Source organism: Lachnospira hominis (ex Liu et al. 2021), from assembly GCF_014287955.1.
Classification (GTDB): Bacteria; Bacillota; Clostridia; order Lachnospirales; family Lachnospiraceae; genus Lachnospira; species Lachnospira hominis.
Window position 1 is genome coordinate 272,925 of sequence record NZ_JACOPD010000003.1, and the last position, 15,043, is coordinate 287,967.

General features: G+C 37.1%; 14 protein-coding genes, 1 pseudogene and 1 riboswitch. Of the genes and pseudogenes, 12 read left to right on the forward strand and 3 right to left on the reverse strand.

Translation table 11 applies throughout. From position 1 onward, the window contains the following. Positions 1-14 precede the first annotated feature (14 nt). The 6 genes from argJ (at position 15) to H8S01_RS05905 (ending at position 6,436) form a co-directional block, all read left to right on the forward strand. Positions 15-1,238, forward strand: coding sequence for a bifunctional glutamate N-acetyltransferase/amino-acid acetyltransferase ArgJ (gene argJ, locus H8S01_RS05880; RefSeq protein ID WP_186836516.1), 1,224 nt, complete (start codon positions 15-17; stop codon positions 1,236-1,238). A gap of 36 nt (positions 1,239-1,274) precedes the next feature. Further along, complete coding sequence (argB, locus tag H8S01_RS05885; protein WP_186836517.1) at positions 1,275-2,171, forward strand: acetylglutamate kinase; 897 nt, start codon at positions 1,275-1,277, stop codon at positions 2,169-2,171. Positions 2,172-2,187: 16 nt separating this feature from the next. Beyond that, the gene (locus H8S01_RS05890; protein WP_186836518.1) at positions 2,188-3,384 is read left to right on the forward strand and encodes an aspartate aminotransferase family protein; all 1,197 of its coding nucleotides are present in this window, start codon (positions 2,188-2,190) and stop codon (positions 3,382-3,384) included. Between the two features lie 7 nt (positions 3,385-3,391). Then, a complete protein-coding gene (locus tag H8S01_RS05895; RefSeq protein WP_186836519.1) occupies positions 3,392-4,630 on the forward strand; it encodes a sugar ABC transporter substrate-binding protein in 1,239 nt (412 codons plus the stop codon). Between the two features lie 86 nt (positions 4,631-4,716). Next, on the forward strand, positions 4,717-5,163 hold the full coding sequence (locus H8S01_RS05900; RefSeq protein WP_186836520.1) for a DMT family transporter: 447 nt from the start codon (positions 4,717-4,719) through the stop codon (positions 5,161-5,163). Between the two features lie 58 nt (positions 5,164-5,221). After that, positions 5,222-6,436, forward strand: coding sequence for a class I SAM-dependent rRNA methyltransferase (locus H8S01_RS05905; protein WP_186836521.1), 1,215 nt, complete (start codon positions 5,222-5,224; stop codon positions 6,434-6,436). 98 nt (positions 6,437-6,534) lie between these two features. Here the strand turns inward: H8S01_RS05905 and H8S01_RS14430 are convergent. Next, positions 6,535-6,738: pseudogene (locus tag H8S01_RS14430) on the reverse strand (hypothetical protein); the annotation flags it as partial. Between the two features lie 66 nt (positions 6,739-6,804). After that, positions 6,805-7,830 carry a DUF5050 domain-containing protein gene (locus H8S01_RS05910; protein ID WP_186836522.1) on the reverse strand — a complete coding sequence of 342 codons (1,026 nt, stop codon included), beginning with the start codon at positions 7,828-7,830 and terminating at the stop codon, positions 6,805-6,807. Positions 7,831-7,933: 103 nt separating this feature from the next. On the opposite strand from H8S01_RS05910, the gene pheA reads away from it, so the two are divergent. From pheA to H8S01_RS05925, 3 genes are all read left to right on the forward strand, one after another. Further along, positions 7,934-9,064, forward strand: coding sequence for a prephenate dehydratase (pheA, locus tag H8S01_RS05915; protein ID WP_186836523.1), 1,131 nt, complete (start codon positions 7,934-7,936; stop codon positions 9,062-9,064). A 79-nt stretch (positions 9,065-9,143) separates the two neighbouring features. Next, positions 9,144-9,244: riboswitch (ZMP/ZTP riboswitch) on the forward strand. A 79-nt stretch (positions 9,245-9,323) separates the two neighbouring features. Further along, entirely contained in the window at positions 9,324-10,037 is a 714-nt protein-coding gene (locus H8S01_RS05920; RefSeq protein ID WP_021866154.1) for an IMP cyclohydrolase, read from the forward strand. Between the two features lie 62 nt (positions 10,038-10,099). Then, the gene (locus H8S01_RS05925; protein ID WP_186836524.1) at positions 10,100-11,281 is read left to right on the forward strand and encodes a phosphoribosylaminoimidazolecarboxamide formyltransferase; all 1,182 of its coding nucleotides are present in this window, start codon (positions 10,100-10,102) and stop codon (positions 11,279-11,281) included. 134 nt (positions 11,282-11,415) lie between these two features. Here the strand turns inward: H8S01_RS05925 and H8S01_RS05930 are convergent, their stop codons facing one another. Further along, positions 11,416-12,264, reverse strand: a complete 849-nt coding sequence (locus H8S01_RS05930) for a PHP domain-containing protein (RefSeq protein WP_186836525.1) — start codon at positions 12,262-12,264, stop codon at positions 11,416-11,418. A 161-nt stretch (positions 12,265-12,425) separates the two neighbouring features. Here H8S01_RS05930 and H8S01_RS05935 point away from each other — a divergent pair, with 161 nt between their 5' ends. The 3 genes from H8S01_RS05935 to H8S01_RS05945 are packed head-to-tail and all read left to right on the forward strand — an operon-like array spanning position 12,426 to position 15,040. Further along, entirely contained in the window at positions 12,426-13,028 is a 603-nt protein-coding gene (locus H8S01_RS05935; protein ID WP_021866157.1) for a zinc dependent phospholipase C family protein, read from the forward strand. Positions 13,029-13,079: 51 nt separating this feature from the next. After that, complete coding sequence (locus tag H8S01_RS05940; RefSeq protein ID WP_021866158.1) at positions 13,080-13,634, forward strand: DUF1653 domain-containing protein; 555 nt, start codon at positions 13,080-13,082, stop codon at positions 13,632-13,634. A 38-nt stretch (positions 13,635-13,672) separates the two neighbouring features. Continuing rightward, positions 13,673-15,040 (forward strand): citrate/2-methylcitrate synthase, encoded by a 1,368-nt coding sequence (locus tag H8S01_RS05945; protein ID WP_186836526.1) that lies wholly within the window; start codon positions 13,673-13,675, stop codon positions 15,038-15,040. Positions 15,041-15,043: the final 3 nt, after the last annotated feature.

The window sequence follows — 15,043 nt, forward strand, 5'->3', positions numbered from 1 at the left end:
GGAGATTAATCAATATGGAAATTATACAGGGTGGCGTTACAGCCGCAAAAGGATTTAAGGCGGCAGGTATGAATGCCGGAATCAAAAACAAGACAAAAAAAGACATGGCAATGATTTTTTCTGAAAAACCATGTGTTACAGCAGGTACATTTACAACAAATAAAGTATTTGCAGCTCCTGTAAAGTGGGATAAAAATATTGTATATAACAGTAAATATTCACAGGCTGTTGTTATTAACAGTGGTGTTGCCAATGCCTGCACAGGCGAGGAGGGCGACAATGCATGCCTTAGGGAAGCACAGGCAGTATCTAAGGCACTTGGGATTCCTGAAAATTCTGTGCTTGTTGCATCAACAGGTGTAATCGGAATGCAGCTTCCTATGGATACAATGGTAGCGGGAATCAATGCACTTCCATCAGTGCTTGCTGATACACAGGAAGCGGGAACACAGGCTGCAGAGGCAATTATGACAACCGATACAAGATCTAAGCAGGTTGCCGTGACAGTTGACATAAAAGGAAAGAAAGTTACAGTAGGCGGCATGTGCAAGGGTGCGGGAATGATTCATCCTAATATGGCAACAATGCTTTGTTTTATCACAAGTGATGCAAATATCGAAAAGAGTGCACTTCAGAAGATGACAAGTGCAATAGTAGATGATTCATTTAACATGATTTCCGTTGATGGCGATACATCAACTAATGATACTGTTCTTGTAATGGCAAACGGAATGGCAGAAAATGAATGTATAAAGGAAAATACACCTGAGTACGATGAATATTTTAAAGCACTTTCATATATACTTACAGAGCTTTCAAAGATGATAGCAGGAGATGGTGAAGGTTGTACCTGTCTTTTTGAAGTAAAAGTAATTAATGCAAAAGAAAGACAACAGGCAAGAACACTTGCAAAATCAATTGTTACCTCAAGTCTGACAAAGGCAGCTATTTTTGGACATGATGCCAACTGGGGCAGAATTCTTTGTGCAATGGGATATTCCGGAGCAGATTTTGAACCTGAAAAAGTTGATATTTACTTTGAGAGCAGTGCTGGAAAGTTAAAGATAGTTGAAAATGGCAAGGCAACTGATTATAGTGAAGAAGAGGCAACAAAGATTCTTTCGCAGAATCCTGTAACGGCTATAGCTGATGTAAAGCAGGGTGATGTCAACGCAACGGCATGGGGCTGTGACCTTACATTTGATTATGTAAAAATTAATGCAGACTACCGTTCATAATTAAATAAGAAAGAATTTTAAGGAGAAATTATTGACATGGAAATGAATGAAGAATTAAAAAAAGCACAGATTCTCGTTGAGGCACTGCCTTATATACAGAAATTCAACAGAAAAATAATCGTTGTAAAATATGGCGGAAGTGCCATGGTTGACGAGGAATTAAAGAAAAAAGTAATTCAGGATGTTGTGTTGTTAAAGCTGGTAGGATTTAAGCCTATTATCGTTCACGGCGGCGGAAAGGAAATCAGTAAGTGGGTATCAAAGACAGGTGGAAATCCTCAGTTTATCAATGGCCTACGTGTTACTGATGAACCTACAATGGAAATTGCTGAAATGGTATTAAATAAGGTAAATAAGAGTCTTGTTGCACTTATAGAAGAACTTGGTGTCAAAGCGTGTGGTATCAGCGGTAAGGATGGCGGCATGTTAAAGGTTGAAAAGAAGCTTTCAGGTGGCGAAGATATAGGTTATGTAGGTGAAGTAAAAGATGTAGATACTACAATTATAACTTCACTTTTAAAAGATGATTTTATACCTGTAATCTGCCCTATAGGATATGATGATACATTTCACTCATATAATATTAATGCTGATGATGCGGCATGTGCAATTGCAAGAGCTGTCAATGCTGAAAAACTTGCATTTCTTACTGATATAGAGGGTGTATACAGAGATTATGAAGATAAGTCTTCTCTTATTTCTGAACTTACAACTGATGAGGCAAGAGAACTTCTTGCTGGCGGAACAATTGGAGGTGGTATGCTTCCTAAGTTAAATAACTGTATAGATGCGATAGAGCATGGCGTTTCAAGAGTTCATATTCTTGACGGACGTATTCCGCATTGTCTTCTTCTTGAAATATTTACTAATAAGGGTGTTGGTACAGCTATTCTTAGTAAAGAAGCAGAGAAATTTTTTGATACAAATATCTAGTTAAGGGAGAAAAATGATGGATACAAAGACAATTATTGAAACAGCTGAAGAAAAGCTTATTCATACATATAACCGTTACCAGATTGTACTTGACAAAGGTGATGGAGTAAGACTTTATGATACAGATGGAAAAGAATATCTTGATTTTGGTGCCGGAATTGCGGTATTTGCATTGGGATATAATAATAAAGAATACAATGATGCAGTAAAAGCTCAGGTTGACAAGCTCATCCACACATCAAATTATTTTTACAATGAGCCTGCAGTAAAGGCGGCCCAGGCCGTAACAAAGGCTTCCGGCATGGACAGAGTGTTTTTTACGAACAGCGGTACGGAAGCAGTTGAGGGAGCTATAAAACTTGCCAAAAAATATGCATATTTAAAGGATGGCTCAACAGACCATGAAATTATTGCAATGGAACATTCATTCCACGGAAGAAGCATGGGGGCTCTTGCTGTAACAGGCAACCGTCATTATCAGGAAGCATTTGGTCCTATGATTCCGGGAATAAAGTTTGCAAAATACAATGATCTTGAAAGTGTCAAGTCACTTGTGAATGATAAGACATGTGCCATTATCTTCGAGACAGTTCAGGGAGAGGGCGGCGTATATCCTGCCAAAAAAGAATTTATCGAAGGTGTAAGAAAACTCTGCGATGAGAAAGGAATTCTTCTTATTCTTGATGAAATCCAGTGTGGCATGGGACGTACAGGTTCTATGTTTGCATATCAGCAGTATGGTGTGAAGCCTGATATTGTTACAGTTGCAAAGGCACTTGGCTGTGGCGTTCCTATTGGTGCATTTCTTGCAAAAGAAAATGTTGCAAAAGCACTTGTTCCTGGAGACCATGGTACTACATATGGTGGCAATCCGCTTGCGTGTGCGGCATCAGCAAAAGTATTTGAATTATTTGAAAAACTCAATGTACTTGAAAATGTACAAAAAGTTGGTGCATATATGGCTAAAAAATTAGAGCAGATTGTTCAGGATTATGATATAGTAATTGAGCACAGGGGCGTAGGTCTTATTCAGGGAATTGAGTTGTCATTAAATCCTAAAGATGTGATTTCCAATGCACTTGATAATGGTCTTATTCTGTTCTCAGCAGGCACAAATGTTATAAGATTTGTACCACCTCTTGTAATAACAGAAAAAGATGTTGATGAGATGATAGTTAAATTAAGAAAAGCCCTTGATGAAACAAGGAGTTAATTATTATATGAAGCAGTTAAAGAGAGCAGCGGCGGTTTTACTTGCAGTTTGTCTGATTTTTTCGCTTGCTGCGTGTGGTGGTGTCAATATTGATAAAACGGCAAAAAATCTTCACATTGAGCAGGCAGAGAATATAAGAGTATGGTATTGTGACGACAGGTATACAGATTATCTGAATTTTGTTGCGGATAGATTTCATTCTGCAAACGAACTTGTTACAATTGAACCGGTTTTGGTTGATTCTGATAACTATCTTGAGAATATATATGAAGAGAGTGTACGAAACGGTAACGTGGCAGATGTATATCTTATGCTTACAGATGAGCTTGAAAAAGCAAGCATGATGGGTCTTACAGTTGAGAACAGTACATATTCTGATTTGTATACACAAAAAAATTATGGAAACAGTGCAATTGAAGCAGCATCATATAAAGGTAAACTTTATGGATATCCTGTCACATTTGATGTTCCATTTCTTGTATACAATAAAAATGCTGCATCTTCTGTAGAAACATTTTCACAGCTTATAGATTATTGTCATAATTATACAGTTAATGATGATAATCAGAATGTTGAGCAGCTCGTATCATGGGATGTCTCAGATATGCTTGTTAATTACGGGTTTGTGTGTGGTTCGGTTAAAATAGGCGGAGAAAGCGGAGATGATAATACAAAGCTCAGTGCTGACAAAGATTTACTTAAAAAATCGCTGACTGAATTTGTAAAATTAAGAGACGAATTTGGTATTGTGCGTGCCGAGACAACGCTTGATTCATGTGCTGATTTATTTGCACAGGGAAAACTTGCATATACAATTACAGATGTTTCGCATCTTAATACAATTGCGGAGTCAGGAATTTCATATGGTGTATGTAATATTCCGGCACTTTCAGATGATATGCAGATTGAAAATATTTCCGAAAATTTATGTGCATTTGTTAATCCGTATTCATCCGATGTCCAGACTGCAAAGGCAGTTGCCAACGCTATGAGCTATGATTATGCTGCTGCTGTAAACAGCACAACAGGGCTTTTAAGTTCAAGAACTATAAGCATTAACAGCAAAGAATATAAGGATACATATGGGAAAATATATGAAATATATTCAAAGGCTGATGACAAAGCAAAATTTATGGGAGCTGCATATTTTTATACAAAATTTGATATAATGCTTCATCAGGTATGGGATGGAACTGATATAGAAACATCAGTAAATTCATTTTTATCTGAATTAAAAGTCCAATAAAAATAAAGAATAAAAAACCTGTTATGAGTACATAATTAAGTATTAGATTGAAAATAATAGTAAATTTAATTCTTTAGGAGGTACTGATGGCAGGTTTTTTGATTGCAATTTTATCGGGTGCATTAATGAGTATCCAGGGAGTGTTTAATACGGGAGTTACAAAGAGCAGCAGTATATGGGTAGCAGCTGGATTCGTGCAGATTACAGCATTTCTTACATGTGCTGTGATGTGGATTGTTGACGGAAGACCGCAGATAATGGGTCTGTTTAATGTGTCGCCGAAGATATCGCTTCTGGGCGGTGTTATTGGTGCATTTATAACATATACGGTTGTAAAGGCTATGTCTGATCTTGGAGTTGCAAAAGCTGAGATTACTATTGTTATCAGCCAGATTGCGGTTGCCTACATTATTGAATTGTTCGGGCTTTTTGGAAGTGAGAAAAAAGATTTTTCATGGATAAAGCTGTTAGGCATTGCGGTTGCAGTTACAGGTGTAGTAATATTTAGTATGTGTGGTAATTCAAAAGAGTAAAATCATATGTAAATAAAAATATACAATAATTTAAATTCATATTAGTAAAGGAGAGTACATGGAAGATTTATTTAAAATATGCGGAATTGTTAATTTGAAAAAAGGTGAGGGACGTACTATCAAAGCCGGCGGAATGTGGGTATATGATAATGAGATAGAAAGCATCATGGGAGATGCTCCTGATGGAACACTTGTTGAAGTGCATGATTTTGACGGATATTTTATGGGAATAGGTTTTATTAACAGAAGGTCAAAGCTTACAGTCAGGATGATGAGCAGACATCAGCATGTTATTGATGAGGATTTTATTGAGCAGAGAGTGCGTGACTGTGTCGAGTATAGAAAACATACAGTTGATATGTCTTCATGCCGTCTTGTATTTGGTGAGGCTGATTTCCTTCCGGGAATTGTTATTGACAAGTTTTCAGATGTTCTTGTGGTAGAGTCTCTTGCGTTGGGAATAGACAGATTCAAGCCAATGATAGTTGATAAACTTAAAAAAGTTCTTGATGAAAATGGTATGAATATACGTGGTGTGTATGAAAGAAGCGATGCCAAGGTACGTCTGAATGAAGGGCTTGAGCGTTTTAAAGGATTTATTGGCGAAGAGTTTGATACAAAAGTTATGATAGAGGAAAATGGTGTAAAGTATTACGTTGATGTTCAGGATGGACAAAAGACGGGATTTTTCCTTGACCAGAAGTACAATCGAAAAGCAATATGGAAGATTTGTCCGGGTGCAAAAGTATTAGACTGCTTTACACATACAGGCTCATTTGCCTTAAATGCCGGAATGGCAGGGGCAGCCAGTGTACTTGGAGTTGATGCATCAGAACTTGGAGTTGAACAGGCACGCGAAAATGCGAAGCTTAACGGACTTGAGGACAGAGTTTCATTTGTATGCCGTGATGTGTTTGAACTTCTGCCTGAACTTGAAAAGAAGGGCGAAAAGTTTGACTTTGTAATTCTTGACCCGCCTGCTTTCACAAAGTCACGCAGTTCAATCAAAAATGCCGTAAAAGGTTACAGGGAGATTAACCTTCGTGCGATGAAGCTTGTTAAAGACGGCGGCTACCTTGCTACATGTTCATGCTCACATTTTATGGATACAGAACTTTTTACAAAGACAATCGGCGAGGCGGCAAGAAATGTACATAAACGTCTGCGTCAGATTGAATTCCGCACACAGGCACCTGACCATCCTGTACTTTGGGCATCAGATTCTTCACTTTATTTGAAGTTTTACATCTTCCAGGTTGTGGACGAACGTTAGGCGTTTGGCAGGAAAATAGGAAGTCAGCATCAATAAATATAAAACAAGCAGCTGTGGGAGTGGCTGGATTTATGCTCACATGCTGCTTGTTTTAAGATTATATTTCGATAGATTCCCCAGGAAAGCGGAGCGGATGCACTGAGCCAGGCATTCTGAGGCATCATACACAAAATAATTCTTAATCCTGCAAGACCATAAATAGCTGCTGTAGTTGCTTTATGGCCTTTAATCTGATAACGCTCACGCCATATATGATAGAGTACGCCATAAAAAATAATCATAGTGATAGAGGTAATCCACTTCCTAAAAGCTCAGCCTGTTTTTACTGTAACATACTGCAAGGTAACTAACTATGATGTGCTTTTTTATTATTTGCCAGTCTTAATTGTAATCTCCTCGACTTTTGTAATAGGGTTTACAGTCGGAATTCTGTATAAAGTTTCATTATCCTCATAATACTGGAAAAATGTATACTGTGAAGTGCAGTTTATTGTTGAAATATTGCCAGCAGCAATATATTCAATCTGTGTTCCATCGGCATTCATGCGGTAAAGACCTGTGTTAGTGCCTTCAACCTGAAAGAAAATTTTGTTGCCGTAGCGGTTGTAATTGATGACTTTTCCACCGTCAACAGGACTGTAAAGCTGTTCAAGTGTCTTATTTGATGTATTAAGACGCATGAGGGCGTATCCCTTGTCAAGGTCAATATAATAAATATAATTATCAGCAGCATCTACAAGATATGCATTTACATTAAAATATGCACTTACATTTCCGGTTGATGCATCAAGCGTGCTTATATAATTCTTGTTATATGTATCTGCAAAATAGAATTTGCCATTGTATACGCTTGCCAGATTATATACTTTTGAGGAAAATTTTTTATCATCTTTTCCGTCTATTCCGGCTTTGTATACATACATTCCTTCGTTTGCATTGTAATATTGATAGAAAATGTCATTGCCGTAAAGGGTGGCAATACCGGATTTTGTAGTTGTAATTGTATCCGCATTCTGTCCGTCAAGGTCTGTACGATAAACACCAAACATCTGACCTGTAAAAGAATTTTCTTTTGCTGAAGAAAGATTATTTCTTACATAATAAATGTAATTGCCACAGACGTTGATATAGTATACCGAATCTGTGTTTAAGGCTCTGGCATTTGAACAGTCAGAATCCATAACATAAAGGCGTCCGTCATCATATGGATTTGCAAAATAAATTTTGCCGTCATATTCGCAAAAGCGTCCTTTATTGTTGAGGTTTCCGGCAGTATTTCCAACGGCAGTTTTGGAGTTGTACTTAAATCTTGTTGAAAAATAAGAAAAAGTCAGCCCTCCTGCGAGTGCAATGACAGCAACTATACTGACAATGATTGTTATTATTTTTTTCATGCTAATCTCCAATCGTGCTTGTTATTCAACCTATAATATAGTAAAATAACATAAAATGCTTGTATATGCAATGGACTATTGGATATATGGATTGGAGAAAGTAATGTTGGATTTAGGCGAGATAAGAGATAAGATTGACGGGATTGACAGACAGCTCGTAGATTTGTTTGAAGAACGCATGCAGCTTTGTACAGATGTTGCCAAATATAAAATTGAGACAGGCAAGAAAGTGCTTGATACAGACAGGGAAAAAGCAAAGATAGAGGCTGTCAGTAAGATGGTGAAAGATCCTAAGAATGTGCATGCCATAGATGATTTGTTTTCGCAGATTATGGCTAATTCAAGAAAGATGCAATACAGACTCTTAGAAGAGACTACACAGACATTAAGAGAGCCATATGAAGCAATTGATGAGATAGATAAAAAGAACTGCCGTGTTGTATATCAGGGAGTTCCGGGTGCATACAGTTATATTGCAATGAGAAGATTTTTTGGAAAAGACGTTAATAACTTTGCTGTGCCTTCATGGCGTGATGCAATGGAAGCAGTAAAAAACGGTGAAGCGGATTATGCTGTCCTTCCAATAGAAAATACGACGGCTGGCTGTGTCGCAGATGTTTATGACCTTATTCAGGAATATGATAATTACATAATAGCAGAGACATTTGTAAAAGTTGAGCACGCACTTTTGGGACTTGAAGGAACAGACATTGATAAAGTGACAACAGTCTATTCTCATCCACAGGGATTTATGCAGTGTGAGAAGTTTCTTTCAAAGCATAAGGACTGGCAGCAGATAAGCCAGGCAAATACAGCCGGAAGTGCAAAGAAAGTGCTTGAAGAAAATGATAAGACACACGTTGCAATAGCAAGTGAAGAAGCAGCTGAAGTTTATAATCTTTCAGTTCTTGCCAAAAAGATTAATGACCTTGATAACAATACAACACGTTTCGTTATAGTTACAAATACAAGAAAATTTGTAAAAAATGCAAAGAAGATGAGTATTGTATTTGAGACAGCTAACGAACCCGGAACCCTTTATAACCTTTTAAGCCATATTATATATAATGGACTTAATATGAATAAGATTGAGTCAAGACCAATAGAAGGCAGACCTTGGGAATACAGATTTTTCATAGATTTTGAGGGGAATATTGATGACCCGGCTGTTATGAATGCACTTCGTGGAATACAGGAAGAAGCTAAAGCGATAAAACTTCTTGGAAATTATTAATCTTTCATGTGAACAATTTATTTAAAAAATTATTAATTTAAGCTGTTGCATTTTTAAAATAAATAGTGTATGGTAAATATATAAGCTGTGTGACTGGCGGAAATGTATGTTTTTACATACAGTGAGATTACTCACAGGGAACATAGCAGTTTTTAAATGCCGACCGCCTGGGCGACCTTTTTAATCAGGTTGTCCGGGTGAGCCGGCATTTTTGCGTGTGGAAAAGGTTACAAAATAAAACTTAGAAGAGGTACTGTTTATGGAAATGCAATTATTAGAAAATGAATTATCAGGATGTGCTTATCCGGGAAGAGGAATTGTAATCGGAAAGTCAGAAGACGGCACAAAGGCTGTAACAGCTTATTTCATTATGGGTAGAAGTGCTAACAGCCGCAACAGAGTATTTGTCGAGGATGGAGAAGGAATCCGTACACAGGCATTTGATGAGAGCAAGCTTGAAGATCCGAGCCTTATCATCTATGCACCTGTAAGAGTCCTTAACAACAGTACAATCGTTACAAACGGCGACCAGACAGATACAATTTATGATTTGATGAAAGCCGGAAAGACATTTGAACAGTCTTTAAGAACAAGAAAATTTGAGCCTGATGAACCGAATTTTACACCTAGAATTTCAGGAATACTTAATTTTGAAAATGGTGAATTTGATTATGCAATGTCAATTTTAAAGAGCAATAACGGCAATGGTGCAGCATGTAACAGATACACATTTTCATATGAGACACCACTTGCAGGTGAAGGACGTTTTATTCATACATATATGGGTGATGGCTCACCACTCCCAAGCTTCGAGGGAGAACCTGCATGGGTAAAGATTTCAGGTGATATTGATTCATTTACAGATATGCTCTGGAATAACTTAAATGAGGATAACAAAGTTTCATTATTTGTTCGTTTTATTGATATTAAGACTGGAAAATATGAGACAAGAATTATCAATAAGAATAAGTAATTTAAGGTTAAGAAACAGCAATACTATTTACGATGTATGTTTATCTACAGAAAGGATATAAAATGAACGAATTTCAGTTAAAATATGGATGCAATCCTAATCAGAAACCTTCAAGAATATTTATGGCAGACGGAAGTGAACTTCCGGTTGAAATCCTAAATGGCAGACCGGGATATATTAATTTCCTTGATGCATTTAATGGTTATCAGCTTGTAAAAGAGTTAAAAGAAGCGACAGGACTTCCGGCTGCAACCTCTTTTAAGCATGTATCTCCTGCAGGTGCAGCAGTTGGTCTTCCACTCACAGATGTTTTAAAGAAAATATACTGGGTAGATGAGTCAATTGGAGAACTTTCTCCACTTGCATGTGCGTATGCAAGAGCAAGAGGTGCTGACAGAATGTCATCATTTGGTGATTTTATTTCACTTTCAGATGTTTGTGATGTTGCAACTGCAAAGCTTATCCAGCATGAAGTATCAGATGGTATCATTGCACCGGGATATGAAGATGAGGCACTTGAAATCTTAAAATCAAAGAAAAAAGGCAATTATAACATCATTAAAATAGACCCTTCATATAAGCCTGAACCAATTGAAAGAAAACAGGTTTATGGTGTTACATTTGAACAGGGACGCAACGAGTTTGTAATTAATGAAGAACTTCTTGGCAATGTAGTTACAGAAAATAAAGAGATTTCTCAGCAGGCAAAGATTGATTTGATTATTGCATTAATTACATTAAAGTATACACAGTCAAATTCCGTATGTTACGCAAAGGGCGGACAGGCAATCGGAATCGGTGCAGGACAGCAGTCAAGAATCCACTGTACAAGACTTGCTGGTTCAAAGGCAGATAACTGGTTTTTACGCCAGAATCCAAAGGTATTAAGTCTTCCGTTTAAAGAAAATATCGGTCGTGCTGACAGAGATAATGCAATTGATTTATATATCGGTGAGGATTACATGGATGTTCTTGCTGATGGTGAATGGGAAAGAGTATTTACTGAAAAGCCGGAAGTATTTACAAAGGAAGAAAAGAGAGCATGGCTTGATAAAAATACAGATGTTGCACTTGGCTCAGATGCATTCTTCCCATTTGGTGACAATATTGAGAGAGCATACAAGAGCGGTGTTAAATATATTGCACAGCCGGGTGGTTCAATCCGTGATGACAATGTAATTGAGACATGTAACAAGAGAAATATTGCAATGTGCTTTACAGGAATGAGATTATTCCATCACTAATTTGCAGGCAGATTTTTAACTGGTATAAAAAGAAAATCCTGAAGAACTTCATATGCTGCTTTTGTGGCTGAAAGTCTTCGGGATTTTTGTATTTATGCAGATATCAGGTCATGGTTGATTTATGAATATAGCTGTTATATGTTATTTTTATATTCTTTAATTTTTGTAAGAATTTCTTCGGGAACAAAAAGGTGTCCGCGTCCGGTACCAAGTTCAATATCGGGTTTGTTTGCACCATGATAATCTGAACCGCCGCTTATTAAAAGATTTCGTTCTTTGGCGATATGTTTCATTTCAAGCTCATCACCCATTGTATAGGTTGAATAAACGGCTTCAAGTCCGGCAATTCCATGTTGACACAGATAATCCATCAGTTTGTTCATTTGTTCATTTCCCATATGATACAGGACAGGGTGTGCAAGAACAGGTACGCCGCCGACTGACTTTATCATTTTGATAGCTTTTTCGGGAAGCATCTTCTCGCGAGGGACATAACATGGTTTTGAGTCCCCAAGATACCGGTCAAATACCTCATTGCGGCTTTTTACATAACCTTTTCTTACAAGGTAGTCGGCAAAATTAGCTCTTGTTATAACAGCACCTTCATACATCTTTTTCATTTCATCATAAGATACAGGAATTCCTATTTCACAGAATCTGGCAGCAATTTTCTCATTACGTTTTTCACGGCTTTGTTTTAAAGATTCTAATTCTTTTTTGAAATTTTTGTCAGTATAATCTATATATAGACCAACTATGTGTATTTCTTTTTTGTCATAGAAAGTGCTTAATTCTATGCCGGGTATAAGTTCAATATCGTAATCGGCGGCACAGCTGACAGCTTCAGGTATCCCGTCAATAGTGTCATGGTCGGTGAGAGCCATGGCAGCAAGATTTATTGAGAAAGCTTTTTTAACCAGCTCAGATGGCGTGAGTGTTCCATCTGAATATGTTGAGTGAACATGTAAGTCTATGGATTTCATAAATCCTCCTTTTTGTTAAAATGAGAATCCAATTGCATAAAGTGGATTGCACATTATTGTTTTTGCGAATATTTTACAGTAATTTTATTGTATTTTACCACGTTTAAGTTTAAAATAAAATATGTTACGTATTAATAGTAAACTTTGAAAGGCATTGTAACATGAGAAAAAAGTCACACTTATCATTAGCTGTTTATCTTATTGATAATATGGACAGCAGCTTATTGATTAACCACAGGAAGGCATTTTTGCTTGGAAGTATCCTGCCGGATTGTCGTCCGTCATTTGTAACTACGAAACATAACATGGAAGAAACATTTGATATGGTTTCGGATTTTATTTCACAACTTACAGTAGATTCACATGATTACAAAAGAATTTCTACGGCATATGTAAGAAAGCTGGGCGAAGTAACGCATTATGTAGCTGATTATTTTACATATCCGCATAATGAAGTTTTTGATGGTAATATAAAAGACCATTGCATATATGAGAAAAATTTGAAAGAAGCATTGAAAAGTTATATTGACAGTGAACAGATTTATATTAATAAAAGTCTTATAGACAGTTTTAGGAAGCCTGAAGATATTTGCAGGCTCATAAAGAATCTGCACGCACAATATGTAAGCGGAAGAAGTACAGTAAACAACGACTGTATATATATAGTCGCGATGTGCCATATAATTGTCGGAGGAATATTAAAGCTTCTTATTGAAAACAGAAGTTATGGTTATATTAACAGACTACGCCCGAATGTGGCATAGTTTTTAAAATAATAAGATTATTATTGGGATTGCATGAAGGGAGGAGATTTTATGCAGGAACGGGAACCTGTTATTGGAGGTCTGTACAGACATTTTAAAAATAAGCTATATCAGGTAAAAGCTGTTGCAATTCACTCCGAGACGAAGGAAAAGATGATAGTATATCAGGCTCTGTATGGAGATTTTGCAGTATATGTAAGACCATATGATATGTTTATGAGTGAGGTTGACCATGTTAAATATCCGGATGTTAAGCAAAGATACAGGTTTGAACAGGTGTTTTTCGATGAAGACAGCGGATATGTAAGCGTTGATGAAAAAGGTAATGAAGATTCATTGGATAATGAACCGGTGATTCTACCGGTTTTTGATGAAGAGACCGAGGCTGTTGATGACAGACTTATGAAGTTTCTTGATGCAGAAGGGTATGCACAGAAACTTGAGGTGCTGTCTGAATTAAGAGATAATCTTGATGATAAGCTTATTGATGCTATGGCGGTTTCAATGGATGTAGAGGTGCTTCCGGGAACCATTGACGAAAGATATGCATCGCTTAGACACTGCATACAGGCACACGCAAAATATGAATGTACGAGGTTAAGATAACAATATGTAATATATTATAATTAAACAGGAGGGTTTTTATGGAAGAAAAGAATTTTACAAAGGTGACACCTGAGATTGAAAGTCTCGCTGAAAAATGCAGGGAGAATAATAGAATAAGTCTTGATTTGTATGATAAATATGAGGTAAAAAGAGGACTTAGGGATTTGAATGGTAAAGGTGTTCTTACAGGACTTACTGAAATTTCAGAAGTAAAATCTACAGAAACAGATGAGAATGGGATATCTCATCCATGTGACGGAAAGCTTTATTACCGTGGATATGATGTTGAAGAAATTATTGCAGGTTTTACAAAGGACAAAAGATATGGATTTGAAGAAGTTACATATCTTCTGATTTTTGGTGAGATGCCAAATGATGAACAGCTTGCAGATTTTACAGAGCTTCTTGGATATTACAGATGTATACCGCCTAATTTTGTAAGAGATATTATAATGAAAAAGCCAAGCTGCGATATTATGAATGCTGTGGCACGAAGTGTGCTTATGCTTTATTCATATGATGATAAGGCAGATGATGTGAGCATTCCTAATGTGGTACGTCAGTCAATCCAGCTTATTTCACAGCTTCCACTTCTTGCTGTTTACAGTTATCAGGCGTATAAACATTCACACATAGGAGGAAGCCTTATAATACATGAGCCGGATCCTAAGATGTCTACGGCTGAAAATATTCTTCATCTTCTGCGTGATGATGGCAATTTTACACCGCTTGAGGCAGAGATTCTTGATATTGCACTTGTTCTTCATGCAGAACATGGCGGCGGTAACAATTCAACATTTACAACACATGTTGTTACATCTTCAGGTACAGATACATATTCCGCAGTTGTATCATCACTTGCATCATTAAAGGGACCTAAGCATGGTGGTGCCAATTTAAAGGTTGTAAAGATGTTTGAAGATATCAAGCATAATGTTAAGAACTGGGATGATGAAGAAGAACTCACTAAATATCTTGATGCAATTCTTCACAAAGAAGCATTCGATAAAACGGGTCTTATTTATGGTATGGGTCATGCCGTTTATTCGCTTTCAGACCCGAGAGCAAGAGTGTTCAAAGGTTTTGTAGAACAGCTTTCGCAGGAAAAACACAGGGAAAAAGAATTCAAGCTTATGTCTGATGTTGAAAGGATTGCTGCCGGACTTATTGCAAAAGAGAGAAAAATTTACAAAGGTGTCAGTGCAAATGTGGACTTTTACAGCGGTTTCGTGTATAGTATGTTAGGCCTTCCGCATGAGTTGTATACACCAATTTTTGCGGTGGCAAGAATTTCGGGATGGAGTGCCCACAGAATAGAAGAACTTATTAACTGTGGAAAGATTATTCGTCCGGCTTATAAGAGTATAAGCCCGCATAATGAATACACTCCTTTAAGCGAACGATAAGCA

What these genes read in the sequence shown, in the direction of transcription:
- H8S01_RS05945 (WP_186836526.1), top strand. Translation starts at nt 13,673, where the DNA reads ATGGAAGAAAAGAATTTTACAAAGGTGACACCTGAGATTGAAAGTCTC.
- H8S01_RS05925 (WP_186836524.1), top strand. Translation starts at nt 10,100, where the DNA reads ATGAACGAATTTCAGTTAAAATATGGATGCAATCCTAATCAGAAACCT.
- H8S01_RS05940 (WP_021866158.1), top strand. Translation starts at nt 13,080, where the DNA reads ATGCAGGAACGGGAACCTGTTATTGGAGGTCTGTACAGACATTTTAAA.
- H8S01_RS05935 (WP_021866157.1), top strand. Translation starts at nt 12,426, where the DNA reads ATGAGAAAAAAGTCACACTTATCATTAGCTGTTTATCTTATTGATAAT.
- H8S01_RS05910 (WP_186836522.1), bottom strand. Translation starts at nt 7,830, where the DNA reads ATGAAAAAAATAATAACAATCATTGTCAGTATAGTTGCTGTCATTGCA.
- argB (WP_186836517.1), top strand. Translation starts at nt 1,275, where the DNA reads ATGGAAATGAATGAAGAATTAAAAAAAGCACAGATTCTCGTTGAGGCA.
- H8S01_RS05930 (WP_186836525.1), bottom strand. Translation starts at nt 12,264, where the DNA reads ATGAAATCCATAGACTTACATGTTCACTCAACATATTCAGATGGAACA.
- H8S01_RS05905 (WP_186836521.1), top strand. Translation starts at nt 5,222, where the DNA reads ATGGAAGATTTATTTAAAATATGCGGAATTGTTAATTTGAAAAAAGGT.
- H8S01_RS05920 (WP_021866154.1), top strand. Translation starts at nt 9,324, where the DNA reads ATGGAAATGCAATTATTAGAAAATGAATTATCAGGATGTGCTTATCCG.
- pheA (WP_186836523.1), top strand. Translation starts at nt 7,934, where the DNA reads ATGTTGGATTTAGGCGAGATAAGAGATAAGATTGACGGGATTGACAGA.
- H8S01_RS05895 (WP_186836519.1), top strand. Translation starts at nt 3,392, where the DNA reads ATGAAGCAGTTAAAGAGAGCAGCGGCGGTTTTACTTGCAGTTTGTCTG.
- H8S01_RS05890 (WP_186836518.1), top strand. Translation starts at nt 2,188, where the DNA reads ATGGATACAAAGACAATTATTGAAACAGCTGAAGAAAAGCTTATTCAT.
- argJ (WP_186836516.1), top strand. Translation starts at nt 15, where the DNA reads ATGGAAATTATACAGGGTGGCGTTACAGCCGCAAAAGGATTTAAGGCG.
- H8S01_RS05900 (WP_186836520.1), top strand. Translation starts at nt 4,717, where the DNA reads ATGGCAGGTTTTTTGATTGCAATTTTATCGGGTGCATTAATGAGTATC.